This is a genomic window from Paraflavitalea soli (assembly GCF_003555545.1).
Lineage (GTDB): Bacteria > Bacteroidota > Bacteroidia > Chitinophagales > Chitinophagaceae > Paraflavitalea > Paraflavitalea soli.
The window spans coordinates 616,610-633,499 of the sequence record NZ_CP032157.1; the positions used below are offsets into that span (position 1 = coordinate 616,610).

At 45.3% G+C, this 16,890-nt stretch carries 18 protein-coding genes; 7 read left to right on the forward strand and 11 right to left on the reverse strand.

Translation table 11 applies throughout. From position 1 onward, the window contains the following. Nucleotides 1-16: 16 nt before the first annotated feature. The 3 genes from D3H65_RS02310 to D3H65_RS02320 form a co-directional block, all read right to left on the reverse strand. On the reverse strand, nt 17-229 hold the full coding sequence (locus D3H65_RS02310; protein WP_119048710.1) for a hypothetical protein: 213 nt from the start codon (nt 227-229) through the stop codon (nt 17-19). Next, nucleotides 210-1,463 (reverse strand): MFS transporter, encoded by a 1,254-nt coding sequence (locus tag D3H65_RS02315; RefSeq protein WP_211345604.1) that lies wholly within the window; start codon nt 1,461-1,463, stop codon nt 210-212. The genes D3H65_RS02310 and D3H65_RS02315 overlap by 20 nt, the downstream gene beginning before the upstream one ends. Nucleotides 1,464-1,628: 165 nt before the next feature. Next, nucleotides 1,629-1,919, reverse strand: coding sequence for an oxidoreductase (locus D3H65_RS02320; protein WP_119048711.1), 291 nt, complete (start codon nt 1,917-1,919; stop codon nt 1,629-1,631). 254 nt (nt 1,920-2,173) lie between these two features. Here D3H65_RS02320 and D3H65_RS02325 point away from each other — a divergent pair, with 254 nt between their 5' ends. Further along, nucleotides 2,174-3,190: a LacI family DNA-binding transcriptional regulator gene (locus D3H65_RS02325; RefSeq protein WP_119048712.1), complete on the forward strand. Its 1,017-nt coding sequence runs from the start codon at nt 2,174-2,176 to the stop codon at nt 3,188-3,190. 94 nt (nt 3,191-3,284) lie between these two features. After that, a complete protein-coding gene (locus tag D3H65_RS02330) occupies nt 3,285-3,797 on the forward strand; it encodes a DinB family protein (protein ID WP_119048713.1) in 513 nt (170 codons plus the stop codon). A gap of 87 nt (nt 3,798-3,884) precedes the next feature. On the opposite strand, the gene D3H65_RS02335 is transcribed toward D3H65_RS02330, so the two are convergent. Genes D3H65_RS02335 through D3H65_RS02345 form a run of 3 tightly spaced genes read right to left on the reverse strand, consistent with a single transcriptional unit; the run spans nt 3,885 to nt 8,002 of the window. Then, nucleotides 3,885-4,289, reverse strand: a complete 405-nt coding sequence (locus D3H65_RS02335; RefSeq protein ID WP_119048714.1) for a globin domain-containing protein — start codon at nt 4,287-4,289, stop codon at nt 3,885-3,887. Further along, nucleotides 4,289-5,059 carry a LytR/AlgR family response regulator transcription factor gene (locus D3H65_RS02340; protein ID WP_119048715.1) on the reverse strand — a complete coding sequence of 257 codons (771 nt, stop codon included), beginning with the start codon at nt 5,057-5,059 and terminating at the stop codon, nt 4,289-4,291. Before D3H65_RS02340 ends, D3H65_RS02335 begins: the two co-directional genes overlap by 1 nt. A gap of 3 nt (nt 5,060-5,062) precedes the next feature. Continuing rightward, a complete protein-coding gene (locus D3H65_RS02345) occupies nt 5,063-8,002 on the reverse strand; it encodes a ligand-binding sensor domain-containing protein (RefSeq protein ID WP_162915367.1) in 2,940 nt (979 codons plus the stop codon). Between the two features lie 369 nt (nt 8,003-8,371). On the opposite strand from D3H65_RS02345, the gene D3H65_RS02350 reads away from it, so the two are divergent. After that, on the forward strand, nt 8,372-9,301 hold the full coding sequence (locus D3H65_RS02350) for a hypothetical protein (protein WP_119048717.1): 930 nt from the start codon (nt 8,372-8,374) through the stop codon (nt 9,299-9,301). Between the two features lie 242 nt (nt 9,302-9,543). After that, the gene (locus D3H65_RS02355; protein ID WP_119048718.1) at nt 9,544-10,317 is read left to right on the forward strand and encodes a T9SS type A sorting domain-containing protein; all 774 of its coding nucleotides are present in this window, start codon (nt 9,544-9,546) and stop codon (nt 10,315-10,317) included. 95 nt (nt 10,318-10,412) lie between these two features. On the opposite strand, the gene D3H65_RS02360 is transcribed toward D3H65_RS02355, so the two are convergent. From D3H65_RS02360 to D3H65_RS02375, 4 genes are all read right to left on the reverse strand, one after another. Continuing rightward, on the reverse strand, nt 10,413-11,156 hold the full coding sequence (locus D3H65_RS02360) for a DUF4397 domain-containing protein (RefSeq protein WP_119048719.1): 744 nt from the start codon (nt 11,154-11,156) through the stop codon (nt 10,413-10,415). Between the two features lie 324 nt (nt 11,157-11,480). Then, entirely contained in the window at nt 11,481-12,017 is a 537-nt protein-coding gene (locus D3H65_RS02365; protein WP_119048720.1) for a DUF4199 domain-containing protein, read from the reverse strand. A 132-nt stretch (nt 12,018-12,149) separates the two neighbouring features. Continuing rightward, nucleotides 12,150-12,674 (reverse strand): helix-turn-helix transcriptional regulator, encoded by a 525-nt coding sequence (locus D3H65_RS02370; RefSeq protein ID WP_245999662.1) that lies wholly within the window; start codon nt 12,672-12,674, stop codon nt 12,150-12,152. 98 nt (nt 12,675-12,772) lie between these two features. Beyond that, complete coding sequence (locus D3H65_RS02375; RefSeq protein WP_119048721.1) at nt 12,773-13,123, reverse strand: hypothetical protein; 351 nt, start codon at nt 13,121-13,123, stop codon at nt 12,773-12,775. A 334-nt stretch (nt 13,124-13,457) separates the two neighbouring features. On the opposite strand from D3H65_RS02375, the gene D3H65_RS02380 reads away from it, so the two are divergent. Further along, nucleotides 13,458-14,291 carry a sugar phosphate isomerase/epimerase family protein gene (locus D3H65_RS02380; RefSeq protein WP_119048722.1) on the forward strand — a complete coding sequence of 278 codons (834 nt, stop codon included), beginning with the start codon at nt 13,458-13,460 and terminating at the stop codon, nt 14,289-14,291. A 203-nt stretch (nt 14,292-14,494) separates the two neighbouring features. On the opposite strand, the gene D3H65_RS02385 is transcribed toward D3H65_RS02380, so the two are convergent. Then, nucleotides 14,495-15,526, reverse strand: coding sequence for an aldo/keto reductase (locus D3H65_RS02385; RefSeq protein WP_119048723.1), 1,032 nt, complete (start codon nt 15,524-15,526; stop codon nt 14,495-14,497). 328 nt (nt 15,527-15,854) lie between these two features. Here D3H65_RS02385 and D3H65_RS02390 point away from each other — a divergent pair, with 328 nt between their 5' ends. Both D3H65_RS02390 and D3H65_RS02395 read left to right on the forward strand, forming a co-directional pair. Next, nucleotides 15,855-16,355 (forward strand): redoxin domain-containing protein, encoded by a 501-nt coding sequence (locus D3H65_RS02390; RefSeq protein ID WP_119054363.1) that lies wholly within the window; start codon nt 15,855-15,857, stop codon nt 16,353-16,355. Next, complete coding sequence (locus D3H65_RS02395) at nt 16,327-16,863, forward strand: DsbA family protein (RefSeq protein WP_119048724.1); 537 nt, start codon at nt 16,327-16,329, stop codon at nt 16,861-16,863. Before D3H65_RS02390 ends, D3H65_RS02395 begins: the two co-directional genes overlap by 29 nt. The last annotated feature ends 27 nt before the right edge of the window (nt 16,864-16,890 follow it).

Sequence of the window (16,890 nt, forward strand, 5' to 3'; positions counted from 1 at the left end):
TAAACCTTACGGTAACTTATATAAGCTGTGGGTTAAATATACCATGGGGGCCTGACAGGAAATGACCAGCATGCACCTGGTTCATAGCTTGTGTGCCGTCTGTAATTTCCTTGTTGTTGATAGCCTGGCTTTGTTGTTTGGTACCATACCGGGGCTTGGATTCAAACGACCTGAACAGGCTGATAATGCCTTTCAGGCGGTTGCTGATACTAAGAGATGCTGTTTTCATAACTTTTTTCTTTTAATGGTGAATGAATGGCCTGTTGTATCTCCGGTTGCGGAACGACAACAGGTCGTTTTTTCTGTTTGGCAAGCACCATACAAAGAACGAAACCGGTAAGGGCCAGTCCGGCGCCTACATATTCCGGTGATGTGTAACCATATCCGGCCGCAATGGGCATTCCGCCCAGCCAGGCCCCCAGCGCATTGCCCATATTGGCGCTGGCCTGCAAAGCTGAGGAGGCCAGCATTTCCGCACCTTTGGCGGCCCTGATCATCAGCATTTGCATGGGAGCTATCACGGCAAAAGCAATGGCCCCCGTAATGAACGTCATACCAATGGCCGGTACCTTATAATAACTCACTACCGATACGATGAGCAATGACCCGATCATGGTCAGTAAAAGTGAGGCAGTTGTTTTCAAGGGCGAAAAGCGGTCCGCCAGCCTGCCTCCAATGAAATTGCCCGCTGCCATACCCAGGCCGGCAATGATCATGATGCTGCTGATACTGCTGCTGCTGAACCCGCCCACTTCCGTCATCAGCGGGGCGATATAACTGATCCAGGCAAACAAACCACCGGTACCAATACTGGAAATACCGATGATGATCCAGATATCCCGTTGCTTGAAGACCTTGGCACTTTTGCTGAATCCCTCATAGGGCGATGGCGTTAAGTTGGGCATCCACTTTTTGATGCTCAGTGCAGCCACCAGCGCTATCAGCGCAATGGCCAGGAAGGCATACCGCCAGCCAATCGCATGCGCCATCCAGGTACCCAGCGGCACACCGGCAATATTCGCAATGGTAAGTCCGGCAAACATCATCGATACCGATCTTGCTTCGCGGCCGGGATCGGCCAGTCTGCTGGCCACTACAGCGCCCATTCCAAAGAAGGCCCCATGCGGCAAACCGGCAAACAGCCTTGTCACCAGCAACAATTCATAACCCGGGGCCAGCGCAAACAAGGTGTTGAATAACGCAAACATACCCATCAGGCTCAGCAGTACCGTCCGGGGCCTGTACTTAGCCGTCAGTGCCGTCATCAGCGGTGCACCGATCACTACCCCCAGGGCATAGATGGAGATCAGGTGACCGGCTGAAGGAATAGAGATATCGAGTGAAGTAGCCACATCAGGCAATACACCCATCATCATAAATTCCGTCATGCCCACTACCATGCCTCCCAGTGTAAGGGTTAGCAAGCCTGGCTTCAGCGTACTTAATAAACTCGATTGTTTCATATGTTGCATTGATCAGATTGATGGCAGCAGCGTAGAAAAATAAAAATGCCCACTTGTCAGCAGGCATTCGTTGTGTGTGAGGGGGTATCTCATGTGAGCGCTTGGCCCAGTTCCCATAGGTAATCTCTTTCTTTTATGACATGCAATCCTATGATCATCGCTGCACTATACCAATCTTACATGTTTACCTGTTTGCAGCACTTCGGCTACCAGGTCTAGGTCATTTTTCGCAGCTCCGGATATTACTATGAGATCTATCGTTGAGTCCTCCATGATGGCGCGTTTGTCGTACACTATTTCCGATTGCGGATAATGTAGTTTGATGATCTCCGGCGAACCGTTGGGGACCATCACTTTTTTAAGGTGAAAACCGTGACGGTTGCCGAGCGTATCAGTCTTAAAAGTCCCGGCAGGAGAGGTACCCTCTATAAGCCCCACATTTGTTAATCTTTCCATACTCACGTTTTGGGTTCCATTATTCCGGCCTGGTTGCTGTAGCTGACGGGCACGGGGTAACTTGAAATGTGTGTTGACTACACAAAAGTAAGTATATTTGGTTAAACGTTTAACCAGTCGGCGCGGGTTTCAGCGATTCTTAACATGCCTTTAATGCTTTCGGTAGTAATATTCGATTGATAGTCAGTATATTGACTGCATCGGGTAGGATAGTATCTGAAAGGTGTTAGAGCGATTTAGACCACGATTGTGCTATGGAGCGAAAGGTTTCTTTAAAAGATATTGCCCAAAAGGTAGGGGTGTCGACAGCCCTGGTTTCCTATGTCCTGAACAATAAACGGGAAAACAGGGTGTCCAAAGAACTGGCCCGGCGCATACGGGAAACTGCGGCCGAAATGAACTACCGCACCAACCAGGTAGCCCGCAGCCTCAAAACCAATAAGACCTACACCATTGGCCTTATTGTAGCCGATATTGCCAACTCATTCTCCTCGGGGCTGGCACGCATCATCGAAGATGAGGCCGAGCAGCATCAGTATACCGTGATCTACAGCAGCAACGATGAGAATGCCCACAAATGCGGCAAGTTGATCGACACCCTGCTCGACCGGAAGGTGGATGGCCTGATCATTGCACCGCCCGCTTTTTCCGAGCACCAGCTGATCTACCTGCAACAACAGCGGGTGCCTTTCGTACTGGTAGACCGTTATTTCCCCGATCTCCCTACCAACTATGTTGCCCTGGATAATTATGGCATGGCGTTTAAAGGCATTGAGCACCTTATCCAGGTCGGTTGTCGCCGGATTGGGATGATCACTTACAAAACAGAATTGCATCACCTGCAGGAACGCAGAAGGGGCTATACGGCGGCGTTGAAGAAACACCGGTTGCCCGTTTCCAAAAAGCTCGTCAGGGAGGTAGATATAAAGCTGGAAACAACGGCGATCGAAAATGCCATTGATTCCCTGCTGTCCGGCGAGGAGCCCGTAGATGGTTTGTTGTTCAGCGCCAATAATATTGCCTTGGCAGGATTGAAGTATATCAGCACCCTGCCGGTAAAAGTGCCGGACCAACTGGCTATTGTGAGCTTTGATGAAACAGAGGCTTTGGAGTTTTTTTATGCCCCCTTTGCTTATATCAAACAACCATTACCCGAAATGGGACGCCTGGCCACGCACTTATTGCTCGAAAGCATAGAAAAGGGGAGTGCTACCACCCAGGTCAACCTGGAAGGAGAACTGATCCTGAAAAAGCCTTATGCGCCCCGATAATATATAATTCCCAACTTTATTTTTTACTGCTGACATAGGGCTGTCACTACCCGCTTTTTTCTTTGTGTGGTAACCAACAATAAAAACCACATTTATGCAAAACAATGTTATCAGCACCACAGAGTTCATTACACCTGCTCAATTACTCGCACACTGGCAGGGGCATCGTCACCTCACCAGGCGTGTAGTGGAAGCCTTCCCGGAAGACAAACTGTTTGATTTTTCAATAGGGGGAATGCGCCCTTTTTCAGAATTGGTGCTGGAACTGATCCGGCTGACCATTGTAGGGGCACATGGCACGGCTACAGGCCAATGGAAAGATGTGGAGGAACTGTATGCAGGTGATACCAAACCTACTACGAAAGCGGGCATCCTGCGGTTTTGGGACGATGCCACTGCCTTGCTGAATGAGCAATGGCCCTCCATCAGGCCGGAACGCTGGCAGGAAATGGATGCTGCTTTGGGACAATATGAAGGGAAGGTATATTCTATCATGCTGTATTGGCTCGACAATGAAAATCATCACCGTGGCCAGGGATATGTGTATCTCCGTGCATTGGGAATAGAACCACCCTTTTTCTGGGACAGGGGACAAGGCAACTGGTAATTCGTCAGACACTGTCTGAGGATTTGAGCAATACCAAAAGGTTGTATCAATCGATACAGCCTTCTTGCATTAACCCACTTCCGGTATTCAAACGCTGGCTAACATGGCCGCTGCAAGTTTTTTATAGCATGCCTCCCATGCCTCTTTTAATTCTTCGTTCCAGTCGTTTCCCAGGCCATGTTCAAGCGTCCATAACAAAGCTTCTCCTACCATTTTATAATATGCAGGGATGACGCCGTATTTAATATGACGAACAGCCAAATCAGTTATTTCCGCTGAGATCACGTCCAGGTTATCGAGTCGGGTCACGATGAGGCTCAGCATCTCCATCAACTTTTCATGTTGAGCATTCATATCTGTGCCAAACATTTTCTGCAATGACGGACTAATGACGAATAGTTTGCTGTAGAACACGTCGCCAACGATGGTTGGCTTGATTTGCTGAAATAACCGCCAGCTCCTTTGTATTAATTGTATTTGTTTTTTGGTCATTATCTATCCATCCATTTCTTCAATAAAGGAGCTTTTTCCCGGCTTACATCAACTTCCAGTTTCAGCGGGGACCTTACCTGGATAGTCAGTTTTTGATTGCCAATGGGTTTGACTGATTGGATGGCATTGATGTGAATGATTGCCTGCCGGTTGGCCCGGAAAAAAAGTTGTGGATCCAACACTTCCTCGATCTCATCGAGCGCTGAAAAATCATAGATATGCTTTTCACCGCCAAAAGTGTATATGTAATTGAGGTTATCCTTTAAAAATACGGCGATGCTGCTGGTTTCAACAGGTGTCCATTTATTATTGGTATTGATAATAAAACGTTCTTTATACTGTTGTTTTGGGGAGCCGGGATTGGTGAAAAAGCTCATCAGGTGCTGCATGTCTACGGATTCAGGAAAGGCGCCAGGCCGCAGGTTACGTACTTTGTTGATGGCCTTTTTCAGGTCTTCTTCCTGGACGGGCTTTAACAGGTAATCTACTCCATTTACTTTAAATGCCCTGATAGCATATTCCTCATAAGCCGTACAAAATATAATGGGACATTTCAAGAGAAACTGATCAAATAGTTCAAAGCTTATGCCATCGCTCAGTTTTATATCCATAAAAAGTATGTCGGGTTCCTTGTTGGCCATAAACCATTTACGGGCAGCTTTCAAGCTGGGTATAATTTCAAGCACTTCTATGTCAGGCGCAACAGCGCCAATGGTTTCCTGCATTTCGGCTGCAATCAATTGCTCGTCCTCAATAATTAATGCTTTCATGATTTATAACAAGGGGATTTTTACAATGAAATAGTGCTCGTCGGTTATTATTGCTATGGGCTTGTCGGTATAATACCTGTACAAGGTTTGTAAACCGGTCAGCCCCTTTTTATTGCTGGTTTCTACCAGGTGATACTTTTGCAGGTTATTTCTTACAACAACGTATTCCGCATCGATATAAATATCTATAACAAGCGGGCTATCCTTATCGGTTGTATTGTGCTTAATAGCATTCTCAACAAGGTTTTGCAAACTCACCGGTGCAATATACCTTCCATAGTTATTCTCGGTAATTGTAATATTAGCCTGCAGGCCTTCCCCAAATCGTGTTTTCTGCAAATCAATAAATACTTTAACGAACTCCAACTCAAACTGTAAGGGCACCAGTTCCTGGTCTCCGCTTTTCAATACATACCGGTATACCTTACTCAGCCCATCCAGAAATCCGGTGGCCTGTTTTGTATCTGATCTTATCAGGCTACGCAGCGATGTTAAAGAGTTGAATAAAAAATGCGGGTTTAGTTGTTGCTTTAAACTCTCGTACTGTACCAGCGTCTTTTCCTTTTCCAGCGCTTCAGCTTTTGTTTCCAACAGAAGAATGCGCCGCTGCTTGTTCATTCTGTTACGATAAAGCACATACAGTGCAAGCGCACCTGAACAGGTTATCAGCGTCCAAAACCAGGAAGTTGTGTAGAAGTATTTTTTAATAGTAATAGTGAGCTGCTTTTCTTCAACATGATCAAACTCATTACGCATCGCTGCTTTGAAAAGAAAGGTGTAATTGCCTCCCGGTATGTTTGTATAGACCGCTTTGGGATCGGTGGTATAATGCCATTCTTTTTCAAACCCTGATAGTTTATAGGCAAACCAGGTTTGTGACGGGTTGCTATAATTCAGCGCTTCCAGGTATAAGGTGAAGGAGTTTTGCCCGGCATTCAGGTGCAGTTGATTATTATTACCTTTATCCACCCATTTCTTTTCGCCCTGCACTTCAACAGATGCTATATAAAAAGGGATCTGATGCTCTTCCTTTTTAAATTCCGAAGGCCTGAACCTGATAAAGCCTTTAGTCGTAGGCATTATTATCCTATCATCCTTTTGATACCCGGCGTGTTCTGTAAATTCTGCACTGGTAAGCCCCGAAGCTTCGTCGAAATAATACAGGTTATGTCTTTTTTCATCCAGCATATACAGGCCGGCGGCGGTACCAATCCATAACCGGTTGGCCGTATCAACAGCCAGGGAAGAGGCGATATTGGTTTTTAATCCTTGACTTTCATTTATCCAATAGTATTGATCTTTCCCGAGGTCAATGCCCGTTACGCCGTTGAAAGTGCTTACCCAAACAATCCCTTTCTTGTCTTCCTTGATATCGATGACCATATTGCCAATAATGGTGTTACGGCTACTGTCATTATTTTTCCAGAATTTGCATACACCGTTTTTTTCATCAGCCATGGCCAGCCCGTTTCCATAACCAACCCAGATGCGACCTTTGCTGTCGTCGTAAACTATGCGCGCCGGGTAGCCAATGAATTGTTTGAGCAGGGGGTGTTGTCGTACGCTGTAAAATTTATGGGCACTTTCGCTGTAATAATATAAGCCATCGTATCCGTTCGTGCCAAACCAGATACGCCCTTGGCGGTCTTTATTGGCTGTAAAATAGAAGGCCTTGGGAATAGAATCTTTCTCGTCAAAGAAGGCCATCTTATTGCTTTTCGGATCATAACAGTTAATACCTCCTCCGGTTGCAAGCCATATTCTGCCATCACTGCCGATCTCCAATCCCCGAACGGAATTATTATAGATGACATTTTTTTTATCGGGTTCATTTCTCCAAACACTCCAGGTGTTTTTATGGGGATCATAGTATGATATCCCATGTCCTGTGGAAAACCAATAATTTCCACTGTTGTCCTCCCGTACAATACGGCTTGTCAGGATCCTTTCCTTTTCGGGAAAGGGAAGTAAGGTGGAAAAAAGGTTTTTATCAGGGTAAAAATAGCTGCATCCTCCTACTTTACCGATCCATAACCGCTCACCGGCATCTGAAAACAGGCAAATCAGTATGTGGCCGGCATTATATGAATCCTTATCCTTATAGTTGAGATAATGATTCACCTGCCTGGTTGCCGGTGTGTATTGAAGCAGGCCCGCAACATTGGTGGTTATCCAGGTATTGTTTTTTGAATCGCAGATAAGATCGTTATAAGAAGCTGTTTTGTTCAGTGATCTTATAGCAGGATGATCTGAAATGATCTCCGATTGCCCATTTTCCGCATGATACCTGACCAGTTTAGCATTCGAAAAATTGCTTAACCATACATAGCCCGTTTTGTCGACCATAATGCGGTTAACGGTTAATTGACTCAATGCAGTAACGCTATTAAACACAGCCTGGTTCGTTGCATTGTTATATATTGTATAGCCTCCCTTACTTCCTATGTACAGCGCATCGCCGTTTAGGCATAATGAGTAATTGGGGTATTGATTAATGACTGCATTTTTCTCTTTGAGATCGGTCAGTTTTTGTTGGACTGTGTTGTATTCATACAAACTTCCATTACAGATCAGGTATAATTGATTTTTAGGTGCTGCTATTATTTTTGCTATAAACCAGTTTTGCAGCAGGGCATGCTTGTTGAATTTATTGCTTGCAAAATCAAATTCATACAGTCCATTGTCACAGCCAAACCACAAACGTCCATCTGGCCCGCTGGTAATTGAATAAGGAATACTGGCGGGTGCCGAAGTGCTATCGCCCTGTTTATGGGCAAATCTTTCAATGGTAGTGCCATTAAAACGATTCAATGCACCTTGGGTAGCAATCCAGATATACCCGTATTTGTCCTGGGTGATGGAAGTTACGTTGCCGTCATTTAATCCGTTTCTGACAGTTATATCATGAAAGAAAATATTGCCAGTTTGAGCGTAAACACCCAAATTTAAAAACACGCATAATAAGGCACAAAACAGGCGGCAAAATTTCATCATTACTTTAGTGAGGTGGGAAATTTCCTTCAAAATACGAATGTATATAATCAAGTGCTCTGAAAAGCGAACTACCCTGGTAAAAAGGGCCTTAAACCGGATAAAAATGGCCTTAAAGTGCGGTCATCGTTCATGATCATATAATCCACCGAAACGGATGCCTGACAGGTTAAGGTGAAAAGCCGGCATTGCTCCGTTCTTCAGAAAATCACTTCGTCGCGCTGTTTATACGTTTGGAGGCATTGAATAGCATAATGACTTAACTCTGTTTGCAGGCATTTTCAGGGAGAGCAATCTTTGTGGTATCAAAATAAAAATGAAATGAAAAAATTACACCTTCTATTGGTCGTGTTGTTTATAACAACCATAGCAGCAGCCCAAACGCCTCAATTAATAAACTACCAGGCAGTGGCGCGTAATAATAGTGGTCAGGCACTGGCTAATCAAACCATTAAAATACGTATCAGCTTGAATGCCTCAGATGCCAGCAGCGCCACCACTTTTTACAGCGAAACCAGAACGGTTACCACAAATGCCCTCGGCTTGTTTAATGTTCAGATAGGCTCATCCGGAGCCAGCGCTACTTATGGCAGTATCAGTAATACAGAATGGACAGATGGCAGCAAAACACGCTTTATAAAAGTTGAGTTGGATGTAAACAACAGTGGTGTTTTTACGGATATGGGCAGCCAGCAACTGGTATCGGTGCCTTTTGCATTAGCTGCTAATACTGCAGTTAACAGTGCTAAAATTGGTGGCCGTACGGTTGATTCAGTTACAGCGCCAACGAATGGGCAGGTGTTAACCTGGAATTCCAATAGCAGCATCTGGCAGCCTTCAACTATTGTAACCAATGCTCCTGTAATAAAACAATTTGCCGGCCAGGTACCTAATCCCATTCCTACCAGCCCCAATTGGGTGTTTGTAGGTGCAACCCAAAGTATTACTATTGTGGGTGGTAACAAATTTATTACCGGTAACTTTAGTGCATCATTAGGTACTAATTTGGGAACTGGGGCTACAGTGTCTCTCTGTGCGTGCTGGCAAAATTCAAGTGGCGGATCCATTACTCCATTTAATCCTACCAATTACCCGGAGGCCATTGTGGAATCAAACAGGAGGATCGTTAGTTATAATGGAGCTATATCACTTTCCAGCGGCACTTATAACCTAGGTCTCTGCATCCGCAATAACTCTGGCGTTGCACTCAATTTTAATGATTATTTCTCGGGTTACATGCAGTTACATTAATCCGTACATTTTCATTTGACCGGTTAACAACTATTAATAAACAAATAAGCCTCTTATATGATGATGGCAGTAATAAAATGTAAAATGGCGGTGCTGTTGTTGCTGGTTTGTACTGTCACTTCAGCGCAACAATTGAGTATACAAACCATTAATGCTGCCGGACAAAGCCATAGTGCGGGGGGCTGTTACTGGAAGATGCAGTAGGAGGCCCGGTAGTGGCGGCAGTAAACAGCACTGATATTATGTATACGCCTGATTTTTTACAACCCAACGCTGGCACCACCACCAGCATACCTACAGTGGGAAATGCCCAAACAACCAGCGGGTCGGCAGGAATTGATAACGGCGGTGGTACACTATTGAAAAATGCCCTGATGCTTGAATTTACTGTTGGTGAAGTTGCCAGTACCAGCTTGCAGCAAACCGGCGGATTGCTTACACAGGGTATTTTACAGCCTTATACGTTAACCATTTTGCCGGTGACGGGCCTCGACCTTTTTGCCAGCCGCGTAAACAGCAACGAGGTTCGGCTTACCTGGAAAACGGTCCAGGAGATCAACAACAAAGGATTCTTTGTTGAACGGAGAAAAGAAATCGATACTAGTTTTGCTGTGGTTGCTTTCGAAAGCACGAAAACACCTTCTAGTACCAGTAATTTCTCTAATGAATACACTCTTACAGATGCCAATAATTTTACGGGGCGAACTTATTACCGGTTGAAACAGCAGGATATCGATGGCCGCTTCTCTTATTCTGTTATCCGGTGGGTAACTGGAGAAACGAATAAAAGTATTCACTTAAAAGCATGGCCCGTGCCTGCTATCGATCATTTCAATGTAAGCCTCACGGGTATCGAAAAAGATGTTGTACAGGTGTTTGATGGGAGCGGAAGACTCGTGCGCTCATTCATGCTTACGGCCGCGAACCCGCAACAGGTAAATGATCTGATGCCGGGTGTTTATATACTTAAGCTTGTAAGCGACAAGAATATCAATCAACGGGTAATTGTGCAGTGATCAATTAATTGGTTCAAAAAGATAAAGAGGCCGTCTCCTGTATCTGCAAAACAGGGGACGGCCTCTTTGGGTATATTGGATCTTATAATTCAGTATTACTGTTTGGATGTATCATCCGTCACCGTACCATTGGCAATAAACCTGATCTGTACTTTTTGCTTGTCATCGGTAGCGCCGGGTTTACCAACCAATAAGATGGTGTATATTTTTTTCTGTTCCAGGGTAATATCACGGCTGGCATTCACCCCATTGTTGTTTTTAACAGCCACGCTGATCTGTCCTGGTGTTACAGCCTTAAACTCACTCACTGTGCCATAGGCTGCATTATCGTTCACTACATTGCTGCCATTGGCTGTTACGGTAACAGTAGAATTGTTCACCGAATCAGTAATGGCATTGATATACCGGACATAAGCTTTGCCATCAGTCGTTGTCAGGCTATCGAAGTTGTCTATAGATACAATGTTCTTGTAGGCACTGTCGGTGCCAATCACGAACAGAGAGTAATATTTGTTGGCCTCGAAAGTATAATTGGTGCTGGTGAGCCGGCTGCCATTTCTGTAGTCGAAAGCTTCTACTGGCCTGCTGCCTGTATAAATGTTCTGGTACACGCCGGTATAACTGGTGTAGTCGAGTGGCGCCTGGGTGAGGCTATTGCCGGAAAGCCTGACCACCAATGCCGGTTGGTCGGGCGCCAGGTTAAATGCCATCAAACCTGCTGCGGGAATATCGGGGCCATTGTCTTTATCTTTCAAACAGGCGGTAAATAATATACCTACCGATATAACTGCAATAACGGGGATCAAACTCCTACGTAGATAATTCAAAGCCTTGTTCATATCATGCTTTTTTTAAAGTGAATAAAGACTCTCATTGGGGCAGTTGAATTGGCGTGCGGAGAAACTCGTCTGGAGAATTTTGCAAGTAGAATAGGGGACTGCAAAACTATTGAAAAAGCCGTGCCGGAAGTATTAAAGGAATGATAAAGGACCGTTAAAACATCGTTAGCATACGCCTGTATTTGACAGAAAGTGAGGCTTATAAGTGAAAGAAAAAGGAACTGGAGGGATTAGTCCTCTGCAGTTCCTTTTCTATTAAAAACCAATTAATTCATGGCTATACTATTGAGGCTTCGACAAGATCAGTCCGACTGGAGATCATGATCAGGCAGTCTCAACCTGTGGCTTTGCTTTTCTTTTTAAGAACAGGGCGCTGATCAGGGATACCAGAAGCCCCAGGGGGAGTATCTCGGCGTATGTGACGAGGACCACAAACAAAGGATTCTTATACAGTTGGGTAAACTTTGCCATGTTAGCAGCCTGTTCGCTCAACTCGGCAGGTGTGGCGCCCTTGCTTTTGGCTTTGTCCATTACGCAGGCAGCGTACTTTTCGGCAAAGTCGGGAATGAATACATAGAATTCTACCAGCCATGATATTACATACATGGTAGAGGCAATTAATGTGATGTATAGGCCTATTCTGAATGCCTTGCCAAAGGAGATCACTCCCAGGTTGTGCTTATCCCTGAAATTCTTAATGCCCACAAAAATGAAGGAAAAGGCTACCAGCATAGTGGTGTAGCCAAGTACCTCATTACCCTTGAAATCCTGGTGATTGGCGATCATGGCAGCGGAATAAAGCATCATGGCGGTGACAATGAAGCCGGCAATCAATCCAAAAACGAGAATAGTCTTTTTCATGTTCAATGAAGTTGCGATGAAGTATTGTTGAAAGGTTACATGGCAAATTTGGCGCATAAAACTTCGCCGGCTCTCATACTTTGGGGTGATTTTGAGGCTGTTTGCTCATTTCATACCTAAGGGTGAAGATGTTTATGGTATGATACTCAGTCGCTTAGCTTTTTCAATAGCCTGGGTCCTTCTTTTTACATCCAATTTGAGGAAAAGGTTGGAGGAGTGGGTTTTCACCGTGTTGAGGGATACAAATAAATGGTTCGCTATTTCCTGGTTGCTGTATCCCTGGGCTATTAAATGCAGCACTTCCATTTCCCGCTTGCTGATGCCGGATTGATGGAGTGCTTTTTCATTTAGGGTAAATTCGGTCTTCGGGAGCGCCGGTACCTCCTGGTGGATGAATACCTCTTTTTCTACTACTACCGTTCTGATCTTCGGTTTACTGAGCTTCATGGCCAGCCAGATGCCCAGGCCAGTGAAGATAAGGGCAATAGCACCGGCATACACCTCAAAAGCATGATCAAAAATGATGAAACGCAGTTGCAGCCACCGCAATACGAAAAGTAAAGCAGCCAGCGAAATGCCATACAGGATGATGAGCTTGTTCCTTATGAGTGCCTTTATGATCATAGATGCGCCGGTAATGATGGATGCCTGTACCAAAAATACAATTTTTCTTTCCAGGCATAGGGGCATGTTTCCCTCCACCAGGAAGTGAGGCGGCCACGCATAATGCACTAAAATGGAGGCAGAAGGACCGGTCAGGCTGTTTTTTGCTTTCTCCTCATCAGGAGCAGTGATATCTTAAACAGGGCTACCAGCACCGGCATAAACGACAGGATGGCCAGGAAGGCGCAAACAATGGCTTCCACGGGCATCAGTTCACTGCTTAAAGAATCTGAAACGTTTTCGTAAAGAAGAAATATGGTGAGCATGGAAAATACCAGGGTGGCAACAAGACTAATACACAGGGTAATAACGATATTCCGGCCTCCTTTTTCTTTGCCGTTCAGTTTTATTTTATCTACAAAGAGCATAGATAGGAATAAACCTCCAAGGGAAATGCCCATCAGGGTTTTCACAATTGCGGGTATAAAATCAAACATTTCCATGACTGAAACAATTTAGAGTAACTAATACAGGGGTTAAAATGGCTACGGACCAGCGTTATTACACTGGTATCTTTGTTTCTGTTTGTGGAGTGAGACCCGGGAGTTACTGCAATTTAAACAGTACACATAGGCAAAGGAACACGGTAGCTTACACAGGAAAGTGGGAATTGGAATAGAGGGTTGTTAATGCAAAGTTACTGTAAAAAGGGCAGATACGATTGCGTAGAAGTATCATTTGTATACCTGCAGGTTAAAAATTGATTTAAGGCAAATCCTTTTATGTTACATGTTGTATCTTCCCGGTTCATATCAACCAACTGTATAAACGAGCTATATGACATCAAGACGTAACTTTTTACAGCAATCTGCCCTGGGACTGGCAGGTACCCTTACATTGCCCCTTGCTTCCCAGGCCGCCATTGCCCCCAAAGCCCCTGCGCCGCTTAACACAGGCATTGCCGGTTACACCTTTGCGAAATTTGACCTGGAAAAGGCCATCGCTATGATGAAGAAGGTGAATATCAACTATATTTCTGTAAAGGATTTTCACCTGCCACTCAACAGCACGGACGAAAAGATCCAGAGTGTATTAAAGCAATTTGCCGATGCGGGGATCAAGATATATGCCGTAGGGGTCATCTACATGAAATCCAAAGAGGCAGTAGATCAGGCCTTTGATTATGCCAAAAGAGTAGGGGTGCCCCTTATTGTAGGTGTGCCCAATCCCGAGTTGCTGGATTATACAGAATCGGTAGTAAAGTCATCCGGCATCCGGCTGGCCATTCACAACCATGGACCGGAAGATAAGTTATACCCCAGCCCTAAGAATGCATACGATCTTATCAAAGACAGGGATGAGAAAATGGGTTTGTGTATGGACATTGGTCATGCCATCCGTGCCGGCGCCGATCCTGCAGCAGTGGTAAAACAATACAAGAACAGGATATTTGATCTCCACATTAAAGATGTAAGCCTGGCAGCTAAAGACGGTAAGGCCATTGAAGTGGGCCGTGGTGTTATTGATTTCCCCGCATTGGTGAAAGCCTTACGGAAAAGCAATTACCAGGGCATTTGCAGCATAGAGTTTGAAAAAGACATGACAGATCCTTTGGCAGGATTGGCCGAATCGGCCGGTTACTTCAAAGGAGTCGTGAAATCAATAGGATAAATATATTGTCAGGTGAACCAGTCGAAGCCGGTTTCGACAAACTCAACCTGACAAGCTCATTCAAAAAGCCGCTTCAGTTTTACGCTGAGCGGCTTTTTTTGTTGGGGGAGTTGCTATCGAAAATAGGTATTGGTATCCTTATTGAGCGATGGCTGCTATAACTCGTTGCCTTTTTGCCTGGATGCCTCGTTGCTCTTTTGCCTTTAATAAAACTTTGGCAGGGGATTCAGTTGCAGGTTCTGGCGCTGGTGCCAGTACGGATACACAGATTCCCGATCGCTGGCTGCATCTAATTTCTTTACCTGTTCGGTGGTCAGGTTCCAGCCAACAGCTCCGAGGTTCTGTTGCAACTGCTCTTCATTGCGGGCGCCAATGATGATGTTCACCACCGTGGGTCTTTGCAACAGCCAATTCAGGGCTACCTGCGCTACGCTTTTACCGGTCTCTGCCGCTACTTCATCCAATGCATCCATGATATTGTACAGGAGTGCTTCGTTGAGCGCAGGTCCATGGCCGCCGCCTTGCTGTACACGGTTTTCCCTGGGTAGTGGCTGGTTGCGCCGGTATTTACCACCCAGGCGGCCAGAAGCCAGCGGGCTCCATACAATGGTGCCTATTTTCTGGTCCACACCGAGTGGCATCAGCTCCCATTCAAATTCGCGGTCCAGCAGGGAATAATAAGCCTGGTGTGCAATGTATTTTGTCCAGCCATATCTTTCTGACACAGACAAGGATTTCATCAGGTGCCAGCCGGAGAAATTGGAACAAGCTATATAACGTACTTTGCCGCTTTGTATCAACGTGTCCAGCGTACGTAATGTTTCATCTACCGGGGTATTGCCATCAAAGCCGTGCATATGGTAGATATCGATATAATCTGTTTGCAGGCGGCGCAGGGAATCTTCCACAGACTTTAGCAGGTGATGCCGCGAAGAGCCAAAGTTATTAGGCCCATCCTCCATCACAAACGTAGCTTTGGTTGAGATGAGTACTTTATCCCTGATCCCTTTTAGGGCAACACCCAGTATCTCTTCCGCTACACCTCTTGAATATACATTGGCCGTATCAAAGAAATTAACACCGGCTTCCATACATAATTTTACCATGCGGTTAGCGTCTTCCTGCTGGGTACTGCCCCATGCTTTGAAGAATTCACCCACGCCGCCAAATGTTGCCGTACCAAAACTTAATACTGGGACCTGTAATCCGGAATTGCCTAAAAATCTGTGTTCCATATATGGTATTTGATGATATATGGAAAAATAACAAGGAGGATGCCGGATTGTTGCGTGTAAGTTGTAAGGTTAAGTGTAGTTGTCAGGCTGAGCTCTCGAAGCGGCTTCGACAGAGTTTATCCCGCTGAGGCGGGATAAACTCTGACAATCGTTGGCTGGTTTTTTGACCCGTTCCGGGGCATGAAGTTTGAAGGACAAAGGGTTAAGTAAAACCGGGCAGGATATAATAGCTGTCATTAAAAATCTTATTGTAGCTTTAATATCCTATCCGGCCTTTCTGAGCCGCATCCCCCTTTCCTCTTCCATCATTAATAAAAACATCCTGATTATGCTAACAAAGAATGATTTGGCCCCCGATTTTGAATTAAAGGCCTCACCCGATGAATCATTTTCCCTCCAACAATTCAGAGGAAAAAATGTGATCCTTGCTTTCTATCCGGCCGACTGGAGTCCTGTTTGCGGCGACCAGATGGCGCTTTACAATGAAATGCTTACGATCTTTGCAAAGTACAATGCCGTATTGCTGGGGATTTCTGTGGACAGTAAATGGTGCCATAAGGCCTACGCGGACCAACGCAAACTCCGTTTTCCCCTGTTGGCAGATTTTGAACCCAAAGGAGCTGTGTCCAGGAAATACGGAGCTTATGATGAAAAGGAAGGTCAGAGTGAGCGGGCTTTGTTTGTCATTGATGGCAATGGAGTTATCCGCTGGAGTTATCTTTCCCCGATCCTGGTAAATCCCGGCGCTGATGGTATCATTGAGGCGCTGGAAACTATAACCACCTCTACAACTACCAATCATGGCGTCAAAACTCACACCTCCGCTTAATCAGTACGATCACGTGCTGGGGGCGCAACACCCGGTGATAGAATTGATTGAATTTGGGGATTATCAATGTCCGCATTGTGGGGCTGCTTTTCCCATTGTCAAACAATTACAGAAGACCTATGTTAAAAATATGTTGTTCGCTTTCCGGCACTTCCCGTTGACCAATGCCCATGAATATGCTTTTACAGCCGCCGTTGCTGCGGAAGCGGCAGGCAGACAGGATCGTTTTTGGGAAATGCATGATCTTATATTTGAAAACCAGGATCAGTTGAGTGAAGAGTTGTTTCCCGAATTGGCGAAGGCGATTGGATTGAATATGGCGGCATTTGGCAGGGACCTGGCTGATCCGGCATTGACGGAGAAAGTAGAGGCCGATTTTGAAAGTGGCGTACGCAGCGGTGTCAATGGCACCCCGTCCTTTTACATAAACGGCCATAAGTACAATGGCAGTTATGATTATGATGGTTTGTCGGCTGCCATTGAACAACACATTACAGTAAAACATTAATAGCAACAATCATTTATTAATACTAAA

Excerpts from the sequence above, each read along its gene's own strand:
- D3H65_RS02310 (WP_119048710.1), bottom strand. The coding sequence starts at position 229 with ATGAAAACAGCATCTCTTAGTATCAGCAACCGCCTGAAAGGCATTATC.
- D3H65_RS02315 (WP_211345604.1), bottom strand. The coding sequence starts at position 1,463 with ATGAAACAATCGAGTTTATTAAGTACGCTGAAGCCAGGCTTGCTAACC.
- D3H65_RS02320 (WP_119048711.1), bottom strand. The coding sequence starts at position 1,919 with ATGGAAAGATTAACAAATGTGGGGCTTATAGAGGGTACCTCTCCTGCC.
- D3H65_RS02325 (WP_119048712.1), top strand. The coding sequence starts at position 2,174 with ATGGAGCGAAAGGTTTCTTTAAAAGATATTGCCCAAAAGGTAGGGGTG.
- D3H65_RS02330 (WP_119048713.1), top strand. The coding sequence starts at position 3,285 with ATGCAAAACAATGTTATCAGCACCACAGAGTTCATTACACCTGCTCAA.
- D3H65_RS02335 (WP_119048714.1), bottom strand. The coding sequence starts at position 4,289 with ATGACCAAAAAACAAATACAATTAATACAAAGGAGCTGGCGGTTATTT.
- D3H65_RS02340 (WP_119048715.1), bottom strand. The coding sequence starts at position 5,059 with ATGAAAGCATTAATTATTGAGGACGAGCAATTGATTGCAGCCGAAATG.
- D3H65_RS02350 (WP_119048717.1), top strand. The coding sequence starts at position 8,372 with ATGAAAAAATTACACCTTCTATTGGTCGTGTTGTTTATAACAACCATA.
- D3H65_RS02355 (WP_119048718.1), top strand. The coding sequence starts at position 9,544 with ATGTATACGCCTGATTTTTTACAACCCAACGCTGGCACCACCACCAGC.
- D3H65_RS02360 (WP_119048719.1), bottom strand. The coding sequence starts at position 11,156 with ATGAACAAGGCTTTGAATTATCTACGTAGGAGTTTGATCCCCGTTATT.
- D3H65_RS02365 (WP_119048720.1), bottom strand. The coding sequence starts at position 12,017 with ATGAAAAAGACTATTCTCGTTTTTGGATTGATTGCCGGCTTCATTGTC.
- D3H65_RS02375 (WP_119048721.1), bottom strand. The coding sequence starts at position 13,123 with ATGGAAATGTTTGATTTTATACCCGCAATTGTGAAAACCCTGATGGGC.
- D3H65_RS02380 (WP_119048722.1), top strand. The coding sequence starts at position 13,458 with ATGACATCAAGACGTAACTTTTTACAGCAATCTGCCCTGGGACTGGCA.
- D3H65_RS02385 (WP_119048723.1), bottom strand. The coding sequence starts at position 15,526 with ATGGAACACAGATTTTTAGGCAATTCCGGATTACAGGTCCCAGTATTA.
- D3H65_RS02390 (WP_119054363.1), top strand. The coding sequence starts at position 15,855 with ATGCTAACAAAGAATGATTTGGCCCCCGATTTTGAATTAAAGGCCTCA.
- D3H65_RS02395 (WP_119048724.1), top strand. The coding sequence starts at position 16,327 with ATGGCGTCAAAACTCACACCTCCGCTTAATCAGTACGATCACGTGCTG.